Source organism: Streptomyces sp. NPDC092952, assembly GCF_044754785.1.
Classification (GTDB): Bacteria; Actinomycetota; Actinomycetes; order Streptomycetales; family Streptomycetaceae; genus Streptomyces.
This window is the reverse complement of sequence record NZ_JBIVPT010000016.1, coordinates 124,565-138,897: the sequence shown is the minus strand read 5'-3', so window position 1 is coordinate 138,897 and position 14,333 is coordinate 124,565. Positions and strand designations below refer to the sequence as shown.

The following is a 14,333-nucleotide window of genomic DNA, read 5'->3' as shown; positions in this document are numbered from 1 at the left end:
GCGGCTCAGTCCTGGGCCAGCCACATGTCCGGGCCGAACACCTCGTAGTGGATGTCGCTCGCCGGGACGCCCTCGGCCAGCAGCTGGGTGCGGACGGAGCGCATGAAGGGCAGCGGGCCGCAGAGGTAGGCACGGGTGCCGGGCGCGATGCCGAGGCCGCTCAGGTCGACCCGGCCGGTGCGGTCGGCCGGGTGGCCGGGTTCGGGGGTCTCGTACCAGAAGTGGGCGGCGGCGTCGGGGAGCTTGGCGGTGAGCCGGTCGTGGTCGACGCGCAGGGCGTGGTCGGCGGGGGAGCGGTCGCCGTGCACGACGGTGACGGGGGCGGCGTGGCCGGTCGCGGCGAGGTGCTCCAGCATCGAGAGCATCGGGGTGCAGCCGATGCCCGCCGAGGCGAGCAGGACCGGTGCGTCGGACGCGTCCAGCGCCAGGTCGCCGTAGGGGGCGGAGACGCGCAGCGTGTCACCGGCGGCCACCTCGGCGTGCAGGTGGTTGGAGACCTCGCCGTCGGGCGCCCCGGCCCCGCGCACCCGCTTCACGGTGACGGAGCGGACCTCCGAACCGGGGGCGCTGGAGAGGCTGTACTGGCGTATCTGGTGGGCCCCGTCGGCCAGCTCCACCTGTACGGAGACGTACTGGCCGGGCCGGAAGTCGGGCGCGGGCGCCCCGTCGGCCGGGCGGATCCGGAAGGTGGCGACGTCGTCGGTCTCCTCGACCCGGGAGACGACCTCCCAGTCGCGCCACACGTCGCCCGCGACGACGCCCTGCTGCGCGTAGAGCCGCTCCTCGATCGCTATGAGGGCGTTCGCCATCAGCCAGTAGACCTCGTCCCAGGCGGCGGCGACCTCGGGGGTCACCGCGTCGCCGAGCACCTCGGCGATGGCGGCGAACAGATGGGTGTGCACGATCTCGTACTGGGCGGCGGTGACGCCGAGCGAGGCGTGCTTGTGGGCGATCCGGCCGAGCATCACGTCGGGGCGGGTGTCCGGGTGCTCGACCAGATGGGTCGCGAAGGCGGCTATGGAGCCCGCGAGCGCCTGCCGCTGGGCGCCGGACGCCTGGTTGCCCCGGTTGAAGAGGTCCCGCAGCAGCTCGGGGTGGGCCTCGAAGAGCTTGCGGTAGAAGAGGTCGGCGATGTCCCCGATGGCCGCGCCCACGGCGGGCAGGGTGGCGCGGACGGTGGCGGTCGACGTCTCGGAGAGCATCGGGACTCCTTGCGTTTAATTGGTATATGAGATGCGTATTTTTGGGCGTGCCGGATCCGGGCGGCGTGGAGCGGGGGTCCGGTGGCTGCGGGGTCGTGGTGCGGATCGCGCTCGGGCTCAGCCGGTGTCCGGCCGGGAGCGGCTGATGCCGATCAGCAGTGGGCCGGTGGGCGCGGCGACGAGTTCGGTGACGGTGAGCGGGTCGAGCGCCTCGTAGAAGGCGTCCGTCGCACCGCGCAGGGCGGTGCGGAGCCGGCAGGCCGAGCGTACGGGGCAGGGTGTGCTGCCCTCGCAGTCGACGACGTCGCCGGGGCCTTCCAGCTCCCGGACCAGTCCGCCGATCGAGGCGGAGCGCCCTGCTCCGGTCAGGCTGAGCCCGCCGCCGCGGCCCCGTCGCGCCTCGATCAGGCCGAGGTGCTGGAGCTTGGCGACGACCTTCGCCGTGTGGGTGTACGGCACCTGCATGGTGGCCGCCACCTCCCGGGTGGTCGGCGTGTCCTCGTCCTCCGCCACGGCGAGGCGCATCAGCACGCGCAGCGCCACGTCGGTGAATCTCGTCAGCCGCATGGCCCTCACGCTAGATAAATTGCATATGAGATGCAAGTTAGTGAAAGGTGTGATGCGCGCCACCGCACACCTGCCCGCACCTGCCCAGTTCCAGGCAGATTAGTCACACTCTTTTGTGTAATGGCGCACGTACTCTCCGCGCTGAAAGGCTTCTTCGCGCAGGTCATCCGAAGAATGGAGAGAACGTCAGATGTCCGTTGGTGAAGAGGTTCAGGGCGCGGCGACGCTTCCGCAGCAGAGTCTGGGGACGGCGGCGGCGCGGAACCTCGCGACGACCACCAAGTCCGCCCCGCAGATGCAGGAGATCACCTCGCGGTGGCTGCTCAAGATGCTGCCGTGGGTCCAGGTGCAGGGCGGTACCTACCGGGTGAACCGCCGGTTGAGCTACGCGGTCGGGGACGGCCGGGTGACCTTCGTGCAGACCGGTGACCGGGTGGCGGTCATCCCCGCCGAGCTCGGTGAACTCCCCGCGCTGCGGGACTTCGAGGACGAGGAGGCGCTGAGCGAGCTGGCGCGGCGCTGCGAGCAGCGCGAGATCGCGGCGGGCCAGGTGCTGGGCGTGGCGGGGGACGCGACGGACACCGTCTACCTCCTGGCGCACGGCAAGGTCCAGAAGGTCGGCACCGGCCCCTACGGGGACGAGACGGTGCTCGGGGTCCACGCCGACGGGGCCTACTTCGGGGACGACTCCCTGGTCGACGGCGACGCGGTCTGGGAGTACACGGCCCGCGCCCTCACCGCCTGCACGGTGCTGACGCTGAGCCGTACCGACGTGCTGAACCTCGCCGAGCGCTCCGACGCGCTCCGCGCCCACCTCGCCGGCCTGCGCGCCATCCCGGAGCAGCGCACCAACAAGTACGGCGAGGCGGCCATCGACCTGTCCGCCGGCCACGTCGGCGAAGCCGTCGTCCCGCACACGTACGTCGACTACGAGGCGTCCCCGCGCGAGTACGAGCTGAGCGTCGCGCAGACCGTGCTGAAGGTCCACAGCCGGGTCGCCGACCTCTACAACCAGCCGATGAACCAGACCGAGCAGCAGTTGCGGCTCACGGTCGAGGCCCTGCGCGAGCGCCAGGAGCACGAGCTGGTCAACAACCGCGAGTTCGGGCTGCTCCACAACTGCGACTACTCCCAGCGCCTCCAGCCGCACGCGGGCGTGCCCGGCCCCGACGACATGGACGAGCTCCTCTCCCGTCGCCGCGGCTCGAAGCTCTTCCTCGCCCACCCCAAGGCCATCGCCGCCTTCGGCCGCGAGTGCAACAAGCGCGGCCTGGTGCCGGAGAGCGTGGACCTGGGCGGCCAGCACGTGCCGGCCTGGCGCGGCGTGCCGATCCTCCCCTGCAACAAGATCCCGGTCACCGAGGCCCGGACCAGCTCGATCATCTGCATGAGGACCGGCGAGTCCGACCAGGGCGTCATCGGGCTCCATCAGACCGGTCTCCCCGACGAGATCGAGCCCAGCCTCTCGGTCCGCTTCATGGGCATCGACGAGCAGGCGATCATCTCCTATCTGGTGACCGCCTACTACTCCGCGGCCATCCTCGTCCCGGACGCCCTGGGTGTCCTGGAGAACGTCGAAGTCAGTCGCTGGCGGTAGCCGATCGGGGTCCGGACGGGGGCGTCCGGACCCCGTCAACCTCCACCGCCGGGCAGCCGTGCCCGCGGTGGTCCCGGGAGGACGCCCCAGTGAAGACCCAGCATGTGACGCAGCAGACCTCGCATGTGATTCCGTCACCGACCGCCAGGACCGCGGGCGGCGCCGTGCCGGCCGGTGCGGCACCACCCGTTCCGGAGGTCCCGCCCGCCGCCGTGCTCCTCGGCGGAGCGCCGCCGCCGGGGCCCGTGAGCCGGGGCGAGGAGGCCGAGTCCCTCCTGGAGCGGACCCGCGCCCTGGTCGACCCCCGGCTGCGTGCGGCCGTCGAGTCGCTGCCCGGTTCGCTGCGCCGCGTCGCGATGTACCACTTCGGCTGGCAGGAGGCCGACGGCAGCCCGTCCTCGGGGCCCGCGGGCAAGGCGATCAGACCCGCGCTGGTCCTCGCTGCCGCCCGCGCGCTCGGCGGCGATCCGGAACGGGCGGTGCGGGCGGCCGTCGCCGTGGAGCTGGCCCACAACTTCACCCTGCTCCACGACGACATCATCGACGAGGACCGGACCCGCCGGCACCGCCCCACCGCCTGGGCGGTCTTCGGTGTCCCGGACGCCGTCATCGCGGGCGACGCGATGATGGTCCTGGCCCACCGGCTGCTCGCCGAGGACCCGTCACCGGCCGCCACCCAGGCCGCCGCACGGCTCTCGACCTGCATCATCGAGCTGTGCGCGGGCCAGCAGGCCGACTGCTCCTTCGAGGACCGGGGCCCCGAGGAGGTCACGCTGGACGAGTGCCTGACGATGGCCACCGCCAAGACCGGCGCCCTGCTCGGCTGCGCCTGCGCGCTGGGGGCGCTCTACGCCGGCGCGGGGGAGCGGGCGGTCGCCGCGATGGACGGGTTCGGCCGGGAGGCGGGCCTCGCCTTCCAGCTCATCGACGACCTGATCGGCATCTGGGGCGATACCGCCCGGACCGGGAAGCCGGTCGGGGCGGATCTCATGGCCCGCAAGAAGTCCCTGCCGGTCGTCGCGGCACTGACCTCCGGCACTCCGGCGGCGGGTGAACTCGCCGCGCTCTACCGGGGGGCGATGAGCACCCCCGAGGAGGTGGGCCGTGCCGCCGACGCGGTGGAGCGGGCCGGCGGGCGGGACTGGGCGCAGGCCGGGGCGGCGGACCGGATGTCCCGGGCGGTCCATCACCTGTCCCGCGCGGTGGACGACCTGGCCGGGGCGGGGGATCTCCTGACCCTGGCGGAGTTCGTCACCCGCCGGACGCACTGACACCCCCTTCCTCGCACCTTCCGCCGAAGGCCCGGCGGGCGCACCGGCCACCACCGGTGACCCGCTGCCGGTGGGAAGCGGAGGGTGACCGGGCGACTGTCATGGGCACGGGCTACAGTCCGTGCCCATGACAGACGAGTCATGGGCCGGGTGGTACCGGGACCGGCAGGGTTCCGACGCCGTCGTCCTCACCACCGACGGACAGCAACTACGCCTCCGGACACGGGGCACCGACTTCGAGGGCCCCAGCTTCGACGGCCTCACCCCCGTCGTCGGCACGCCACCGGCCGACGACCGGTTCGTCCTGGTGGACGGCGCGCTGAGCGACTGCGTGCTGGAGTGGGACCTGCCGTTCCCGGTCGGCTGGGACGGGGTGGTCCACCAGGCCACGCTCAGCTGCCTGTTGTCGCTGCGCAGGCCCGATTCGCACCTCAGCCTGGAGCTGCAGTTCGGCGGGGCCGCCTACGCGTCCCGCCGCGCCGAGAGCGACTTCGCCTCCGCGCTCGCCACGATCCAGCGTGCGCTGCCGCCCGGGGTGCGGCTGCGGACCTGTATCGCCTGCGCCTTCTCGGACTACCTCCCGGCCCCGGAGGCGGTCCGCGGCCTCTCCGGCGGCCTCGCCTGCTTCCGGGGCGCCAAGGACGCCTACCGGGGAGCGGCGGGCGAGGGTGACGTACGGGACCTGTGGGATCGGCGCACCGGGTTCGTCCAGGAGATCTGGAGCTGCCGCGAGTACGAGCCCCGCCCGGACTCCGGGGCGGGCACCGGCCATCGGGGCGCGTTCCCGCTCGAACACGCCTGAGAACCCGGCGCGCGGCCACCGTCCCCTTCTCCCGCATCGCATCCCGCCCCGTACCGGCGCAGTTCCGGTGCGGGGCGGGTTTGTCAGCCCCTCATTGTTCTACTAACATGCGAACAAGGGAGGTTTTGATGAATCGGAAGAACCTGGGTGGGGCCCTCTTCGCGGTCCTGCCGTTCGTGCTCGCCCTCGCTGTCGACCTGGTGCTCTTTCTCGTGTTCCGCGACCGGCTCCCGGAGCGCGTCGCCAGCCACTTCACGGGCGGCGGCCGGGCGGACCAGTACATGGGGCGGGACTGGTACGTGCTGATCTGCACGCTGACGCTCGTCGTGGTCGGCGGGTCGTGGCTGCTCATGGCGGCCCGTTGGCAGCTGCGGGGGCGGGCCCACCGGTGGCTCGTCTCCAGCGGCTTCGCCTTCGCCGGTTTCCTCGGCTGGCTGCTGGCCGCCGCGCTGCTCGTCAACGTGGACGCGACCGTGGGTCCCCGGGGGGAGGTGCCGGGAGTCTCGCTCCCGATGTGGCACTTCGCCGCGGCCCTGGGGGTCGCCGCGCTCACGGGCGGGCTCGGATGGGCGCTCGCCGCGCTCTTCCCCGCGCCGGAACCGCCGGCCGGGAGCGGTGCCGGGCGGGCCGACGGGGGTGCGCGGATCGCGCTGGCGGACGGGGAGGTCGCCGGGTGGACCCGCGGTGCCGGGAGCCGGTGGGCTCCGGCGGCGGTCCTGGTGCTGCTCGCCGCGGGGCTGGTGCTGACGCCGCTGTGGCGGTGGGAGGCCGGGCTGCCGCTGCTGGTCGTCGGCGTGGTGCTGGGCGGGTTCGCCCGGGCCCACGTGATGGTGGACCGGCGCGGCATCACCGTCTCCGGGACGCTGCCCTGGCCGCGCGTCAGGGTGTCGCTCGACCGGATAGAGTCCGCGTGCAGTCGCGACATCAGCCCTCTCGCCGAGTTCGGCGGCTGGGGCTACCGCGTCCGGCCCGGTGGCACCGGTGTGGTGCTCCGCTCCGGCGAGGGGATCGTGGCGACGCTGGTGGACGGCCGGAAGTTCGCGGTGACCGTCGACGACTCGAAGACCGGCGCCGCGCTCCTCAACACCCTGGTCGACCGACGCCGGGCGGGACACTGAGCATGCTGTTCCGTGTCGATCCCACCTCCACCGTGCCGCTCGGCGACCAGATCGCGGCATGTGTGCGCCGCTCGGTCGCCCGGGGCGAGGTGGCGCCCGGTGAACGGCTGCCCGCGGCCCGGGCGCTCGCGGACTCCCTCGGCGTCAACGTCCACACCGTGCTCCGCGGCTACCAGCAGCTGCGCGAGGAAGGGCTCATCGAACTGCGCCGGGGCCGCGGCGCGGTCGTCACCGGAGGCGTCCCGCCGCACCGGGCCAGGCTGCTGGAACGCGTACGGGAAGTGGCCGCCGACGCGCGCGAGCTGGGCATGACCGAGGAGGAGCTGCTGGAGCTGGTGCGCGGCGCGCTGCGCGCCGGCTGAGACGTCCGGCGCGGCACGCCGCGGGGTGGGGCCCCGGGGCGTGCCGCGTACGTGACGGGTGCGACCGTCAGGAGGCGTTCTTCACGAGGGAGGCCGCGAAGCCGTACTGCCACAGGTAGTTGACCTGGCTGACCTCGGACGCGTTCGGGTACGGGTTGGTGCAGGACGTGCCGGGGCCGCCGCCGGACATCAGCTCGCTGCACGGCCCGGAGTAGTGGTCCGGCAGGCCGAGCACGTGCCCGGTCTCGTGGGCGGTGACCCGCACCGAGCTGTACTGCTGGTTCTGCGCGTAGTCCAGGAAGACGTAGCCGTTGCCGTGCCCGTCGGTGCTCGCGTACGAACCGCGGGAGTCGTTGCCCTCGTAGTAGGCGAAGTCGGCGTTCGACCCCTCCTGGAGCCGGACGTTGGAGACCGAGCTGTTCCAGATCTGCGCGCTGCTGGCTATCTGGCTGCGGAAGCTCGGCGCGTTGGTGGCGCTGTAGACGATGGTGACGGACTTGAGGCCGGGGTTGGCCGCCCGCTTCTTCGCGACGGACTTGGCGACCGCCTCGAAGAACGCCTTGTTCCCGGCGGCGTTCTCCGCCGAACCGGCATACGCGGCGTAGCCCGCGGCGTTCTGGGCCGCCTGGCCGGCGGGGGCCGGGGAGGCGGCGATCGCGGGTGCGGTGCCCAGCGCGGCCGCGAGGCCGAAGCCGAGGCCGACCAAGGCCGAGATGACGGTCCTGGGGTGCTTCATGGGGGGTCTCCTGCCGTTACCGGTCCGATGGACCCGTCCGATGATCGGAACCGGACGGGGGCGGTACGCAGTGAGTGTCGGGGAGCGGAAGCCGCGGCGGATGATGTCAACCGGCGATAGCGCCGCACTATCACCGATCCCCGTACGGTCGTCGAAGACTCCGTCAACTCCCGGTGAATTAAAGGGCTTTGAGGTGATTGGGGAGTCTGGTGCGACCGTCTCCCGCCGCCCTACGCTCGCTCGTATGGAGCTTGAGGTGAGGCACCTCAGGGCGCTGTGCGCCATCGCGGACGCGGGCAGCCTGCACCGAGCCGCCCGCCGCCTGGGCGTCAGCCAGCCCGCCCTGACCACCCAGCTGCGCCGGATCGAGAACGCCCTGGGCGCCGAGCTGTTCTGGCGCGAACGGACCGGCTGCCGCCCGACCCAGCTCGGCCGCGCCGTCCTCAGCCGCGCCCGCCCCCTGGTCGACGGCATGACGGCCCTGGTCAGCGACGCCAGGGCGGAGGCCGACGCGGTCCGCGCCACCGGCCCCCGACTGCGCATCGGCTGCACCGCGAGCCGGGTCATCGGCGGCTGGCTGCGCAGGCTCCGGCTCCGGCTGCCCGGCACCGACATCTCGCTGCGGGTCGACGTGTCGGCCCGCTCCCTGCTCCGCGACGTCGCCACCGGCGCGCTGGACGTCGCCTTCGTGCACGAGGTCGAGGGGTGCCCGCTGGCCGTACCGGACGGTCTGGAGCAGCGCGTACTCCTGGACCGCGAGCCGCAGTTCATCTCCATGGCCAGGGACCACCCCGCCGCCGCCCGCCCGGTGGTCGACCTCGTCGACCTGGCCGCCGACCGGTGGATGGTCGACCCCACCGTGGACGGCGAGTGGGACGGGCTGCGGCGGGTCTTCGACGCGGCCGGCCTCGCCCCGACCGTCCTGCACGGGGACTACCTCACCGCCGCCTCGCTCATCGTGCTCGGCGAGGCGGTCGCCCCCTGCCAGCCGACCTCCGGGCCGCGCGACGACATGGCGATCCGCCCGCTGCGCGACGACCCCCTCGCCGTACGGCTGCTGCTGCTCTCCCGGCCGGGCGCCGACATGGACCCGGTCTACGCGGAGCTGGAGGCGGCCTACCGGGAGGCCGCCTCGCGCGCCTCCGGGTACCACCAGTGGCTGCTGCGCAACCGCAGCCCGCTCGCCCGCACCCCGTGACCGGGGAGTTCCCGGTTTCGCCGTCGGCGTGCCGATTCCGCCAGGAGCGAGGACCGGTTACCGGAACGGCTCCGGCCGGGCAGAGTCGGATCATGAGGCTACTGATCCTGGGCGGTACGGAGTTCGTGGGGCGCGCGGTGGCCGAGGAGGCGTCGGCGCGCGGCTGGGACGTCACGGTGTTCCACCGGGGCCGGCACGCCGCCCCGCCCGGCGTGGCGGAGCTCCTCGGCGACCGCACCGCACGGGACGGCCTCGCCGCGCTGGCCCGGGGCACCGCCGACGGGCCCGGCTGGGAGCTGGTCGTCGACACCTGGAGCGGCGCCCCCTCGGCCGTCCGGGACGCCGCCCGGCTGCTCACCGGCCGGGCCGGGCGGTACACGTACGTGTCGAGCCGCTCCGTGTACGCGTACCCGGCCCCGGCCGGGCTGCCCGAGGACGGCCCGCTGGTCGCCGGCGCCTCGCCGGACGCGGACGGGGACGTCCCGTACGCGCAGGCCAAGCGCGGCGGTGAGCTGGCGGCGCTCGACGCCTTCGGCGACCGGGCGCTGCTCGCCCGCGCCGGGCTGATCCTCGGCCCCGGGGAGAACATCGGCCGACTGCCCTGGTGGCTGGGGCGGATCGCCCGGGGCGGGCCCGTACTGGCCCCCGGCAGACCGGATCTGGCGCTCCAGTACATCGACGCCCGCGACCTCGCGCGCTGGCTGCTGGACGCGGCCCGCGCCGGGCTGCACGGCCCGTACAACCTGGTCAGCCGCCCCGGCCACACCACCATGGGGCGGCTGCTGGACGCCTGCGCGCACGTCACCGGCTCCGGCGCCGAGCTGCGCTGGATTCCCGAGGAGGCGATCCTCGCGGCGGGCGTGGAGCCGTGGAGCGACCTGCCGGTCTGGCTGCCGCCGGGCGAGCTGTACGACACGCTCCACCGCGGCGACGTCGAGCGGGCGCACGCGGCCGGGCTGCGCTGCCGCCCGGTCGAGGAGACGGTCGCCGACACCTGGACGTGGCTGGAGGAGCTGGGCGGACGGGCCCCGCAGCGGCCGGACCGGCCGGCCGTCGGCCTGGACCCGGAGGTGGAGGCCCGGCTCCTCGCGGGCGCCTGACACCGGCGCGCGGCGCCCCGGGCGCGGGCCCGGGGCGCGCGCTGATCCACCGGGGAACACGGCGCAGCCCGTAGTTTTGGCCCATGGCCGAACTGCTGCTGCACCTCACCGAAGGCCCGCTGTGGGAGGCGGCCCGCGGGATCGGGACGTTCGAGATGTCCACCCGCGGCCGCACCCTGCACGAAGAGGGCTTCATCCACTGCTCGCTGCCGCACCAGCTCGACGGTGTCGCCGAACTGCTCTACGGCGCCGGGAGCGGGGCCGGCGCCCACGACCAGGAACTCGTCGTCCTCGTCATCGACCCCGACCGGCTCACGGTGCCCGTCCGGTACGAGCCCGCCGTGCCCGGTGGCGAGGAGTTCCCGCACATCTACGGTCCCGTCCCGGTGGACGCGGTCGTCGAGGTGCGCCCCTGGCCGTGGAACTCGCCCGGGAAGGAGGGCGGTCCCGCATGAGCGACCCGTCCGCCACGAGCACGCCGGACCCGGGCGCCCCGATCATCGCCGTCACCGGCGCGGGCGGTGCCGTCGGCGGCCGGGTCGCCCGGCGGCTGGTCCGGGCCGCGGTGCCCGTACGGCTGCTCGGCCGCGATCCGTCCCGGCTGCCCGGACTGCCCGGAGCGGTGGCCGCCCCGCCCGCCCCGTACGGCGACGGGGAGGCGATGCGCCGCGCCCTGGCCGGGGCGCACACCCTGTTCCTGGTCTCGGCGCACGAGAGCCCGCACCGGGTGCGGGAGCACACGACCGCGGTGGACGCGGCGGTGGCCGTCGGCGTCGAACGCATCGTGTACGTCTCCTTCCTGGGCGCGGCGCCGGACGCCACGTTCACCTTCGCCCGGGACCACTGGCACACCGAGGCGCACATCCGGGCCGCCGACGTCCGCCACACCTTCCTCCGCGACAGCCTGTACCTCGCGGGCATCCCGGCCATGACCGGCGCCGACGGGGTGCTGCGCGGACCGGCGGGCGACGGGCGGGTGGCGGCGGTGGCCCACGACGACATCGCCGACGCCGCCACCACCGTCCTGCTGGCCGGTGCCGCACCGGGCGCCGAGGGCCCAGACACCCGGCACGACGGGCGGAGCTACGACCTCACCGGCCCGGAGGCGTTCACCCTCGCCGAGGCGGCGGAGGAGCTGAGCCGGGTCACCGGCCGGACCGTCACCTACGTACCGGAGACCCGCGAGGAGGCGTACGCCTCACGGGCGCACTACGGGGCCGAGGCGTGGGAGGTGGCCGGCTGGGTCACCTCGTACGAGGCCATCGCCACCGGCGAAATGGCCGCGGTCTCGGACGCCGTTCCCCGGCTCACCGGCCGCCCGGCGACGGGCCTGGCCGCCTTCCTGCGGCAGCACCCGGACAGCTACCGGCACCTGCTGGCACCGGACGGGCCGCCCCGGCCCTGAGCCCGCCCCGGCCCTGAGCCGTCCCGCGCCCGCCCGCTTCCCGCGGGCGGGCGCGGCCGCTCAGACGACGTACGCCCCCGACCGCGCCGCGGCCTCGGCGGCCCCGGCGGCCCGGTCCGCCGCCGCCGTGTCGAGCGCGTCCCCGCTGGTCAGCAGCCGGTAGTAGAGCGGTGCCGACACGGCGCGGACCACCTCGCCGGGGTCCGTGCCGGCGGGCAGCTCGCCGCGTTCGACGGCCTCGGTGACGCAGCCGGACCACTCCTCGACCCGGATCGCGTAGAAGCGGTGCAGCGCCTTCGCCGTGTGCGGGTCGCAGAGGGCCGCGGCGATCACGGCCCGGAAGAGCGCGCCCTGCCGCGGGTCGGTGAGGGTGTCCACCACCAGCCGGGCGTTGGCCCGGAGGTCCTCGGTGAGCGAGCCCGTGGCCGTACGGGGCGAGGACTGCTCGGCCATGTCGTCCAGCAGGTCCGCCATCAGCCCGGTCGGAGTGGACCAGCGCCGGTAGACGGTGGTCTTCCCCACCCCCGCCCGGCGCGCGACGTCGGCGAGGTCCAGCCGGCCGAAGCCGTGCTCGGCCAGGGCGTCGCCCGCCGCCCGCAGCACCGCTTCACGCACCCGGGCGGTGCGGCCCCCGGGGCGCACGCTGCCGGGTTCCACCGCCTCCCGGCCCGCACCCTCAGAAGTCATAACGGGTCTCCAGTTCCATTAGCGCCTCTCCCTCTGCTACGGTGACGCCCATCTTAACGGAACCGTAGTCCCGTTAGAGATTCGTCGCTGAGGAAGGCCTGCCATGTCCGCGCCCAGCCCCGCCCCGTCGGCCGCGACCGACCCCACCCCCTCCGGGGATCGCGTCCCCGCCGCTCCCGCCGTCCGGATGACCGGGCGGCAGAAGCTCGTCCTCACACTTCTCCTCGGCGCGCAGTTCATGATCGCCGTGGACTTCTCGATCCTGAACGTCGCGCTGCCGGCCGTCGGCCAGGGGCTCGGCTTCCCCCTCTCCCGGCTCCAGTGGATCGCCACCGCCTTCGCGCTTGCCGCCGCCGGGTTCACCCTGCTGTTCGGCCGGATCGCCGATCTGGTCGGCCGGAAGCGGATGTTCCTCGCCGGTATGGCCGTCCTCGGCCTCTCGTCCGTTCTCGGCGGGCTCGCCACCTCGCCCGGTGTGCTGCTCGCGGCCCGGGTGCTCCAGGGGCTCGCCACGGCGGCCGTCACACCCGCCGGGCTGGCGCTGCTGACCACCGCCTTCAAGGAGGGGCCGCTGCGCGAACGCGCCCTGGGCCTCAACGGCGCGCTGATGTCGGCGGGCTTCACGGCCGGGGCCGTCCTCGGCGGGCTGCTCACCGACCTGCTCTCCTGGCGCTGGGCGTTCTTCGTCAACGTGCCGGTCGCCGCCCTGGTCGTCGCCCTCGCCCCGTCCGTCGTCACCGACGCCCGGCCCGCCCGGCGGCCCCGGCTCGACGTTCCCGGCGCGGTGACCGTCACCGGCGGACTGCTGCTGCTCGTCTACGGTCTGACCCGGGCCGGCGAGTCCGGCTGGACCGGGCCCGTCACCCTGGCCGCCCTGCTCGCCGGGGCCGCGCTCCTCGTCGCCTTCCGGTTCGTCGAGGCGAGGGCCACGGCGCCGCTCGTCCCCGTACGCGTCCTGCGGCGGCGCAGCGTCGTCTGGGGCAACGCGGCGGGTCTGATCGCGTTCGTCACCGAGACCTCGCTGGTCTTCCTGCTCACCCTCTATCTCCAGGAGGTCCTCGGCTACTCGCCGCTCGCGACCGGGCTCGCCTTCGGTGTCCTCGGCGTCGGCACGGTGCTCGGCGGGGCGTTCGGCGGGCGGGCCGTCGGCCGGTTCGGGAGCCGGGCCACCATCGTCGGCGGCGGGATCGTCCAGGCGGTGGCGACCCTCTCCCTGGTCGCGCTGGGCAGCACGGGTGGCTGGATCGCGCTGTTGCTGGTGGCCACGTTCGTCGGCGGCATCGGCAACATGCTGATGATCGTCGGCTTCATGGTCACCGCGACCTCGGGGCTCCCCGACGAGGAACAGGGCCTGGCCACCGGGCTCGCCACCATGACCCAGCAGGTCGGCATCACCATGGGCATCCCGGTCATGAGCGCGATCGCCACCGCCCGGATGTCCGCCCTCGGCGGCGCCGGACCCGAGGCCGTCCTGTCCGGGGTCGCGGTCGCGATCCTGGTCAACGCGGCGCTGGTGCTCGCCGGGGCACTTCTCGCGGGGGCCTTCCTCGCGCCGCGCCGCCCGGACGGCGCGGCCCGCCCGTGACGGGACGCGTGCGGCACGGGCCGTCAGGGGGTGTCCCGGCGGCCCGGTCGTCAGGAAGCGCCCTGCCGGCCGGCGCCGTGCGCCTGCCGCAGCGCGGCGATGTCGAGCTTCTTCATCGTCATCATCGCCCGGGTGACCCGGGCGGCCCTCTCCCCGTCCGGGTCGCTCACCAGCTCGATCAGCCCGTCGGGCACGACCTGCCAGGAGATCCCGTACCGGTCCTTCAGCCAGCCGCAGGGGCCTTCCTCGCCGCCGTCGGTGAGGCCGGCCCAGTAGTGGTCCACCTCGGCCTGGTCCGCGCAGTCGATCCGGAACGAGATGGCCTCGTCGAAGGTGAACGCCGGTCCGCCGTTCACCCCGACGAACCGCTGGCCGTTGATCTCGAACTCCACCGTCATCACCGAACCGGCGGGCCCCGGTCCGGCCTCGTTGTATCGGGCGACCCTGCCGACACGGGAGTTCCGGAAGACGGACACGTAGTACTCCGCGGCCTCCTCGGCCTGCCCGTCGAACCACAGACATGTGGTGAAACCCTCGGTCGCCATAGCTGTCTCCCCTCGTGTACGCAGCCCCGTTTGATTGCTCGCGTATACCAGGAGGAGCGAAGCGACGGGGGACCGGAATCGGCCGACTCCATATGGTCCCCCGGAAGCGCGCAAACACCGCGCCGACACGGCCGTGTCGGGCGAAACGAGCGCGAATC

At 73.9% G+C, this 14,333-nt stretch carries 15 protein-coding genes; 10 read left to right on the top strand and 5 right to left on the bottom strand.

Features of this window, described 5'->3' with window-relative positions; all coding sequences use genetic code 11:
* Positions 1 to 5: 5 nt before the first annotated feature.
* Positions 6 to 1,202, bottom strand: coding sequence for a globin domain-containing protein (locus ACIQGQ_RS29530; protein WP_402401227.1), 1,197 nt, complete (start codon positions 1,200 to 1,202; stop codon positions 6 to 8).
* A 117-nt stretch (positions 1,203 to 1,319) separates the two neighbouring features.
* Positions 1,320 to 1,769 (bottom strand): RrF2 family transcriptional regulator, encoded by a 450-nt coding sequence (locus ACIQGQ_RS29525; RefSeq protein ID WP_402401224.1) that lies wholly within the window; start codon positions 1,767 to 1,769, stop codon positions 1,320 to 1,322.
* Positions 1,770 to 1,959: 190 nt separating this feature from the next.
* Here ACIQGQ_RS29525 and ACIQGQ_RS29520 point away from each other — a divergent pair, with 190 nt between their 5' ends.
* From ACIQGQ_RS29520 to ACIQGQ_RS29500, 5 genes are all read left to right on the top strand, one after another.
* Complete coding sequence (locus tag ACIQGQ_RS29520; RefSeq protein ID WP_402401222.1) at positions 1,960 to 3,366, top strand: family 2B encapsulin nanocompartment shell protein; 1,407 nt, start codon at positions 1,960 to 1,962, stop codon at positions 3,364 to 3,366.
* A 212-nt stretch (positions 3,367 to 3,578) separates the two neighbouring features.
* Positions 3,579 to 4,637, top strand: coding sequence for a family 2 encapsulin nanocompartment cargo protein polyprenyl transferase (locus ACIQGQ_RS29515; protein WP_402401286.1), 1,059 nt, complete (start codon positions 3,579 to 3,581; stop codon positions 4,635 to 4,637).
* Positions 4,638 to 4,764: 127 nt separating this feature from the next.
* Positions 4,765 to 5,439 (top strand): DUF6304 family protein, encoded by a 675-nt coding sequence (locus ACIQGQ_RS29510; RefSeq protein ID WP_402401219.1) that lies wholly within the window; start codon positions 4,765 to 4,767, stop codon positions 5,437 to 5,439.
* Positions 5,440 to 5,567: 128 nt separating this feature from the next.
* Positions 5,568 to 6,557: a DUF1648 domain-containing protein gene (locus ACIQGQ_RS29505; RefSeq protein ID WP_402401216.1), complete on the top strand. Its 990-nt coding sequence runs from the start codon at positions 5,568 to 5,570 to the stop codon at positions 6,555 to 6,557.
* A gap of 2 nt (positions 6,558 to 6,559) precedes the next feature.
* Entirely contained in the window at positions 6,560 to 6,919 is a 360-nt protein-coding gene (locus ACIQGQ_RS29500; RefSeq protein WP_402401214.1) for a GntR family transcriptional regulator, read from the top strand.
* Positions 6,920 to 6,986: 67 nt separating this feature from the next.
* Here the strand turns inward: ACIQGQ_RS29500 and snpA are convergent, their stop codons facing one another.
* The gene (gene snpA / locus ACIQGQ_RS29495) at positions 6,987 to 7,655 is read right to left on the bottom strand and encodes a snapalysin (protein WP_402401211.1); all 669 of its coding nucleotides are present in this window, start codon (positions 7,653 to 7,655) and stop codon (positions 6,987 to 6,989) included.
* A 244-nt stretch (positions 7,656 to 7,899) separates the two neighbouring features.
* Here snpA and ACIQGQ_RS29490 point away from each other — a divergent pair, with 244 nt between their 5' ends.
* From ACIQGQ_RS29490 to ACIQGQ_RS29475, 4 genes are all read left to right on the top strand, one after another.
* Positions 7,900 to 8,853, top strand: coding sequence for a LysR family transcriptional regulator (locus ACIQGQ_RS29490; protein ID WP_402401208.1), 954 nt, complete (start codon positions 7,900 to 7,902; stop codon positions 8,851 to 8,853).
* 104 nt (positions 8,854 to 8,957) lie between these two features.
* Entirely contained in the window at positions 8,958 to 9,953 is a 996-nt protein-coding gene (locus ACIQGQ_RS29485; RefSeq protein ID WP_402401283.1) for an NAD-dependent epimerase/dehydratase family protein, read from the top strand.
* Positions 9,954 to 10,036: 83 nt separating this feature from the next.
* Positions 10,037 to 10,408: a DUF952 domain-containing protein gene (locus tag ACIQGQ_RS29480; RefSeq protein WP_402401206.1), complete on the top strand. Its 372-nt coding sequence runs from the start codon at positions 10,037 to 10,039 to the stop codon at positions 10,406 to 10,408.
* A complete protein-coding gene (locus ACIQGQ_RS29475) occupies positions 10,405 to 11,358 on the top strand; it encodes an NAD(P)H-binding protein (protein ID WP_402401203.1) in 954 nt (317 codons plus the stop codon). Before ACIQGQ_RS29480 ends, ACIQGQ_RS29475 begins: the two co-directional genes overlap by 4 nt.
* A gap of 60 nt (positions 11,359 to 11,418) precedes the next feature.
* Here the strand turns inward: ACIQGQ_RS29475 and ACIQGQ_RS29470 are convergent, their stop codons facing one another.
* Positions 11,419 to 12,045 carry a TetR/AcrR family transcriptional regulator gene (locus ACIQGQ_RS29470; RefSeq protein WP_402401201.1) on the bottom strand — a complete coding sequence of 209 codons (627 nt, stop codon included), beginning with the start codon at positions 12,043 to 12,045 and terminating at the stop codon, positions 11,419 to 11,421.
* Positions 12,046 to 12,148: 103 nt separating this feature from the next.
* Here ACIQGQ_RS29470 and ACIQGQ_RS29465 point away from each other — a divergent pair, with 103 nt between their 5' ends.
* Positions 12,149 to 13,630: an MFS transporter gene (locus ACIQGQ_RS29465; RefSeq protein ID WP_402401198.1), complete on the top strand. Its 1,482-nt coding sequence runs from the start codon at positions 12,149 to 12,151 to the stop codon at positions 13,628 to 13,630.
* A gap of 50 nt (positions 13,631 to 13,680) precedes the next feature.
* On the opposite strand, the gene ACIQGQ_RS29460 is transcribed toward ACIQGQ_RS29465, so the two are convergent.
* On the bottom strand, positions 13,681 to 14,175 hold the full coding sequence (locus ACIQGQ_RS29460; RefSeq protein ID WP_402401195.1) for a VOC family protein: 495 nt from the start codon (positions 14,173 to 14,175) through the stop codon (positions 13,681 to 13,683).
* Positions 14,176 to 14,333 lie beyond the last annotated feature (158 nt).

Excerpts from the sequence above, each read along its gene's own strand:
- ACIQGQ_RS29460 (WP_402401195.1), bottom strand. The coding sequence starts at position 14,175 with ATGGCGACCGAGGGTTTCACCACATGTCTGTGGTTCGACGGGCAGGCC.
- ACIQGQ_RS29490 (WP_402401208.1), top strand. The coding sequence starts at position 7,900 with ATGGAGCTTGAGGTGAGGCACCTCAGGGCGCTGTGCGCCATCGCGGAC.
- ACIQGQ_RS29465 (WP_402401198.1), top strand. The coding sequence starts at position 12,149 with ATGTCCGCGCCCAGCCCCGCCCCGTCGGCCGCGACCGACCCCACCCCC.
- ACIQGQ_RS29500 (WP_402401214.1), top strand. The coding sequence starts at position 6,560 with ATGCTGTTCCGTGTCGATCCCACCTCCACCGTGCCGCTCGGCGACCAG.
- ACIQGQ_RS29510 (WP_402401219.1), top strand. The coding sequence starts at position 4,765 with ATGACAGACGAGTCATGGGCCGGGTGGTACCGGGACCGGCAGGGTTCC.
- ACIQGQ_RS29480 (WP_402401206.1), top strand. The coding sequence starts at position 10,037 with ATGGCCGAACTGCTGCTGCACCTCACCGAAGGCCCGCTGTGGGAGGCG.
- ACIQGQ_RS29505 (WP_402401216.1), top strand. The coding sequence starts at position 5,568 with ATGAATCGGAAGAACCTGGGTGGGGCCCTCTTCGCGGTCCTGCCGTTC.
- ACIQGQ_RS29530 (WP_402401227.1), bottom strand. The coding sequence starts at position 1,202 with ATGCTCTCCGAGACGTCGACCGCCACCGTCCGCGCCACCCTGCCCGCC.
- ACIQGQ_RS29525 (WP_402401224.1), bottom strand. The coding sequence starts at position 1,769 with ATGCGGCTGACGAGATTCACCGACGTGGCGCTGCGCGTGCTGATGCGC.
- ACIQGQ_RS29520 (WP_402401222.1), top strand. The coding sequence starts at position 1,960 with ATGTCCGTTGGTGAAGAGGTTCAGGGCGCGGCGACGCTTCCGCAGCAG.
- ACIQGQ_RS29475 (WP_402401203.1), top strand. The coding sequence starts at position 10,405 with ATGAGCGACCCGTCCGCCACGAGCACGCCGGACCCGGGCGCCCCGATC.
- ACIQGQ_RS29470 (WP_402401201.1), bottom strand. The coding sequence starts at position 12,045 with ATGACTTCTGAGGGTGCGGGCCGGGAGGCGGTGGAACCCGGCAGCGTG.
- snpA (WP_402401211.1), bottom strand. The coding sequence starts at position 7,655 with ATGAAGCACCCCAGGACCGTCATCTCGGCCTTGGTCGGCCTCGGCTTC.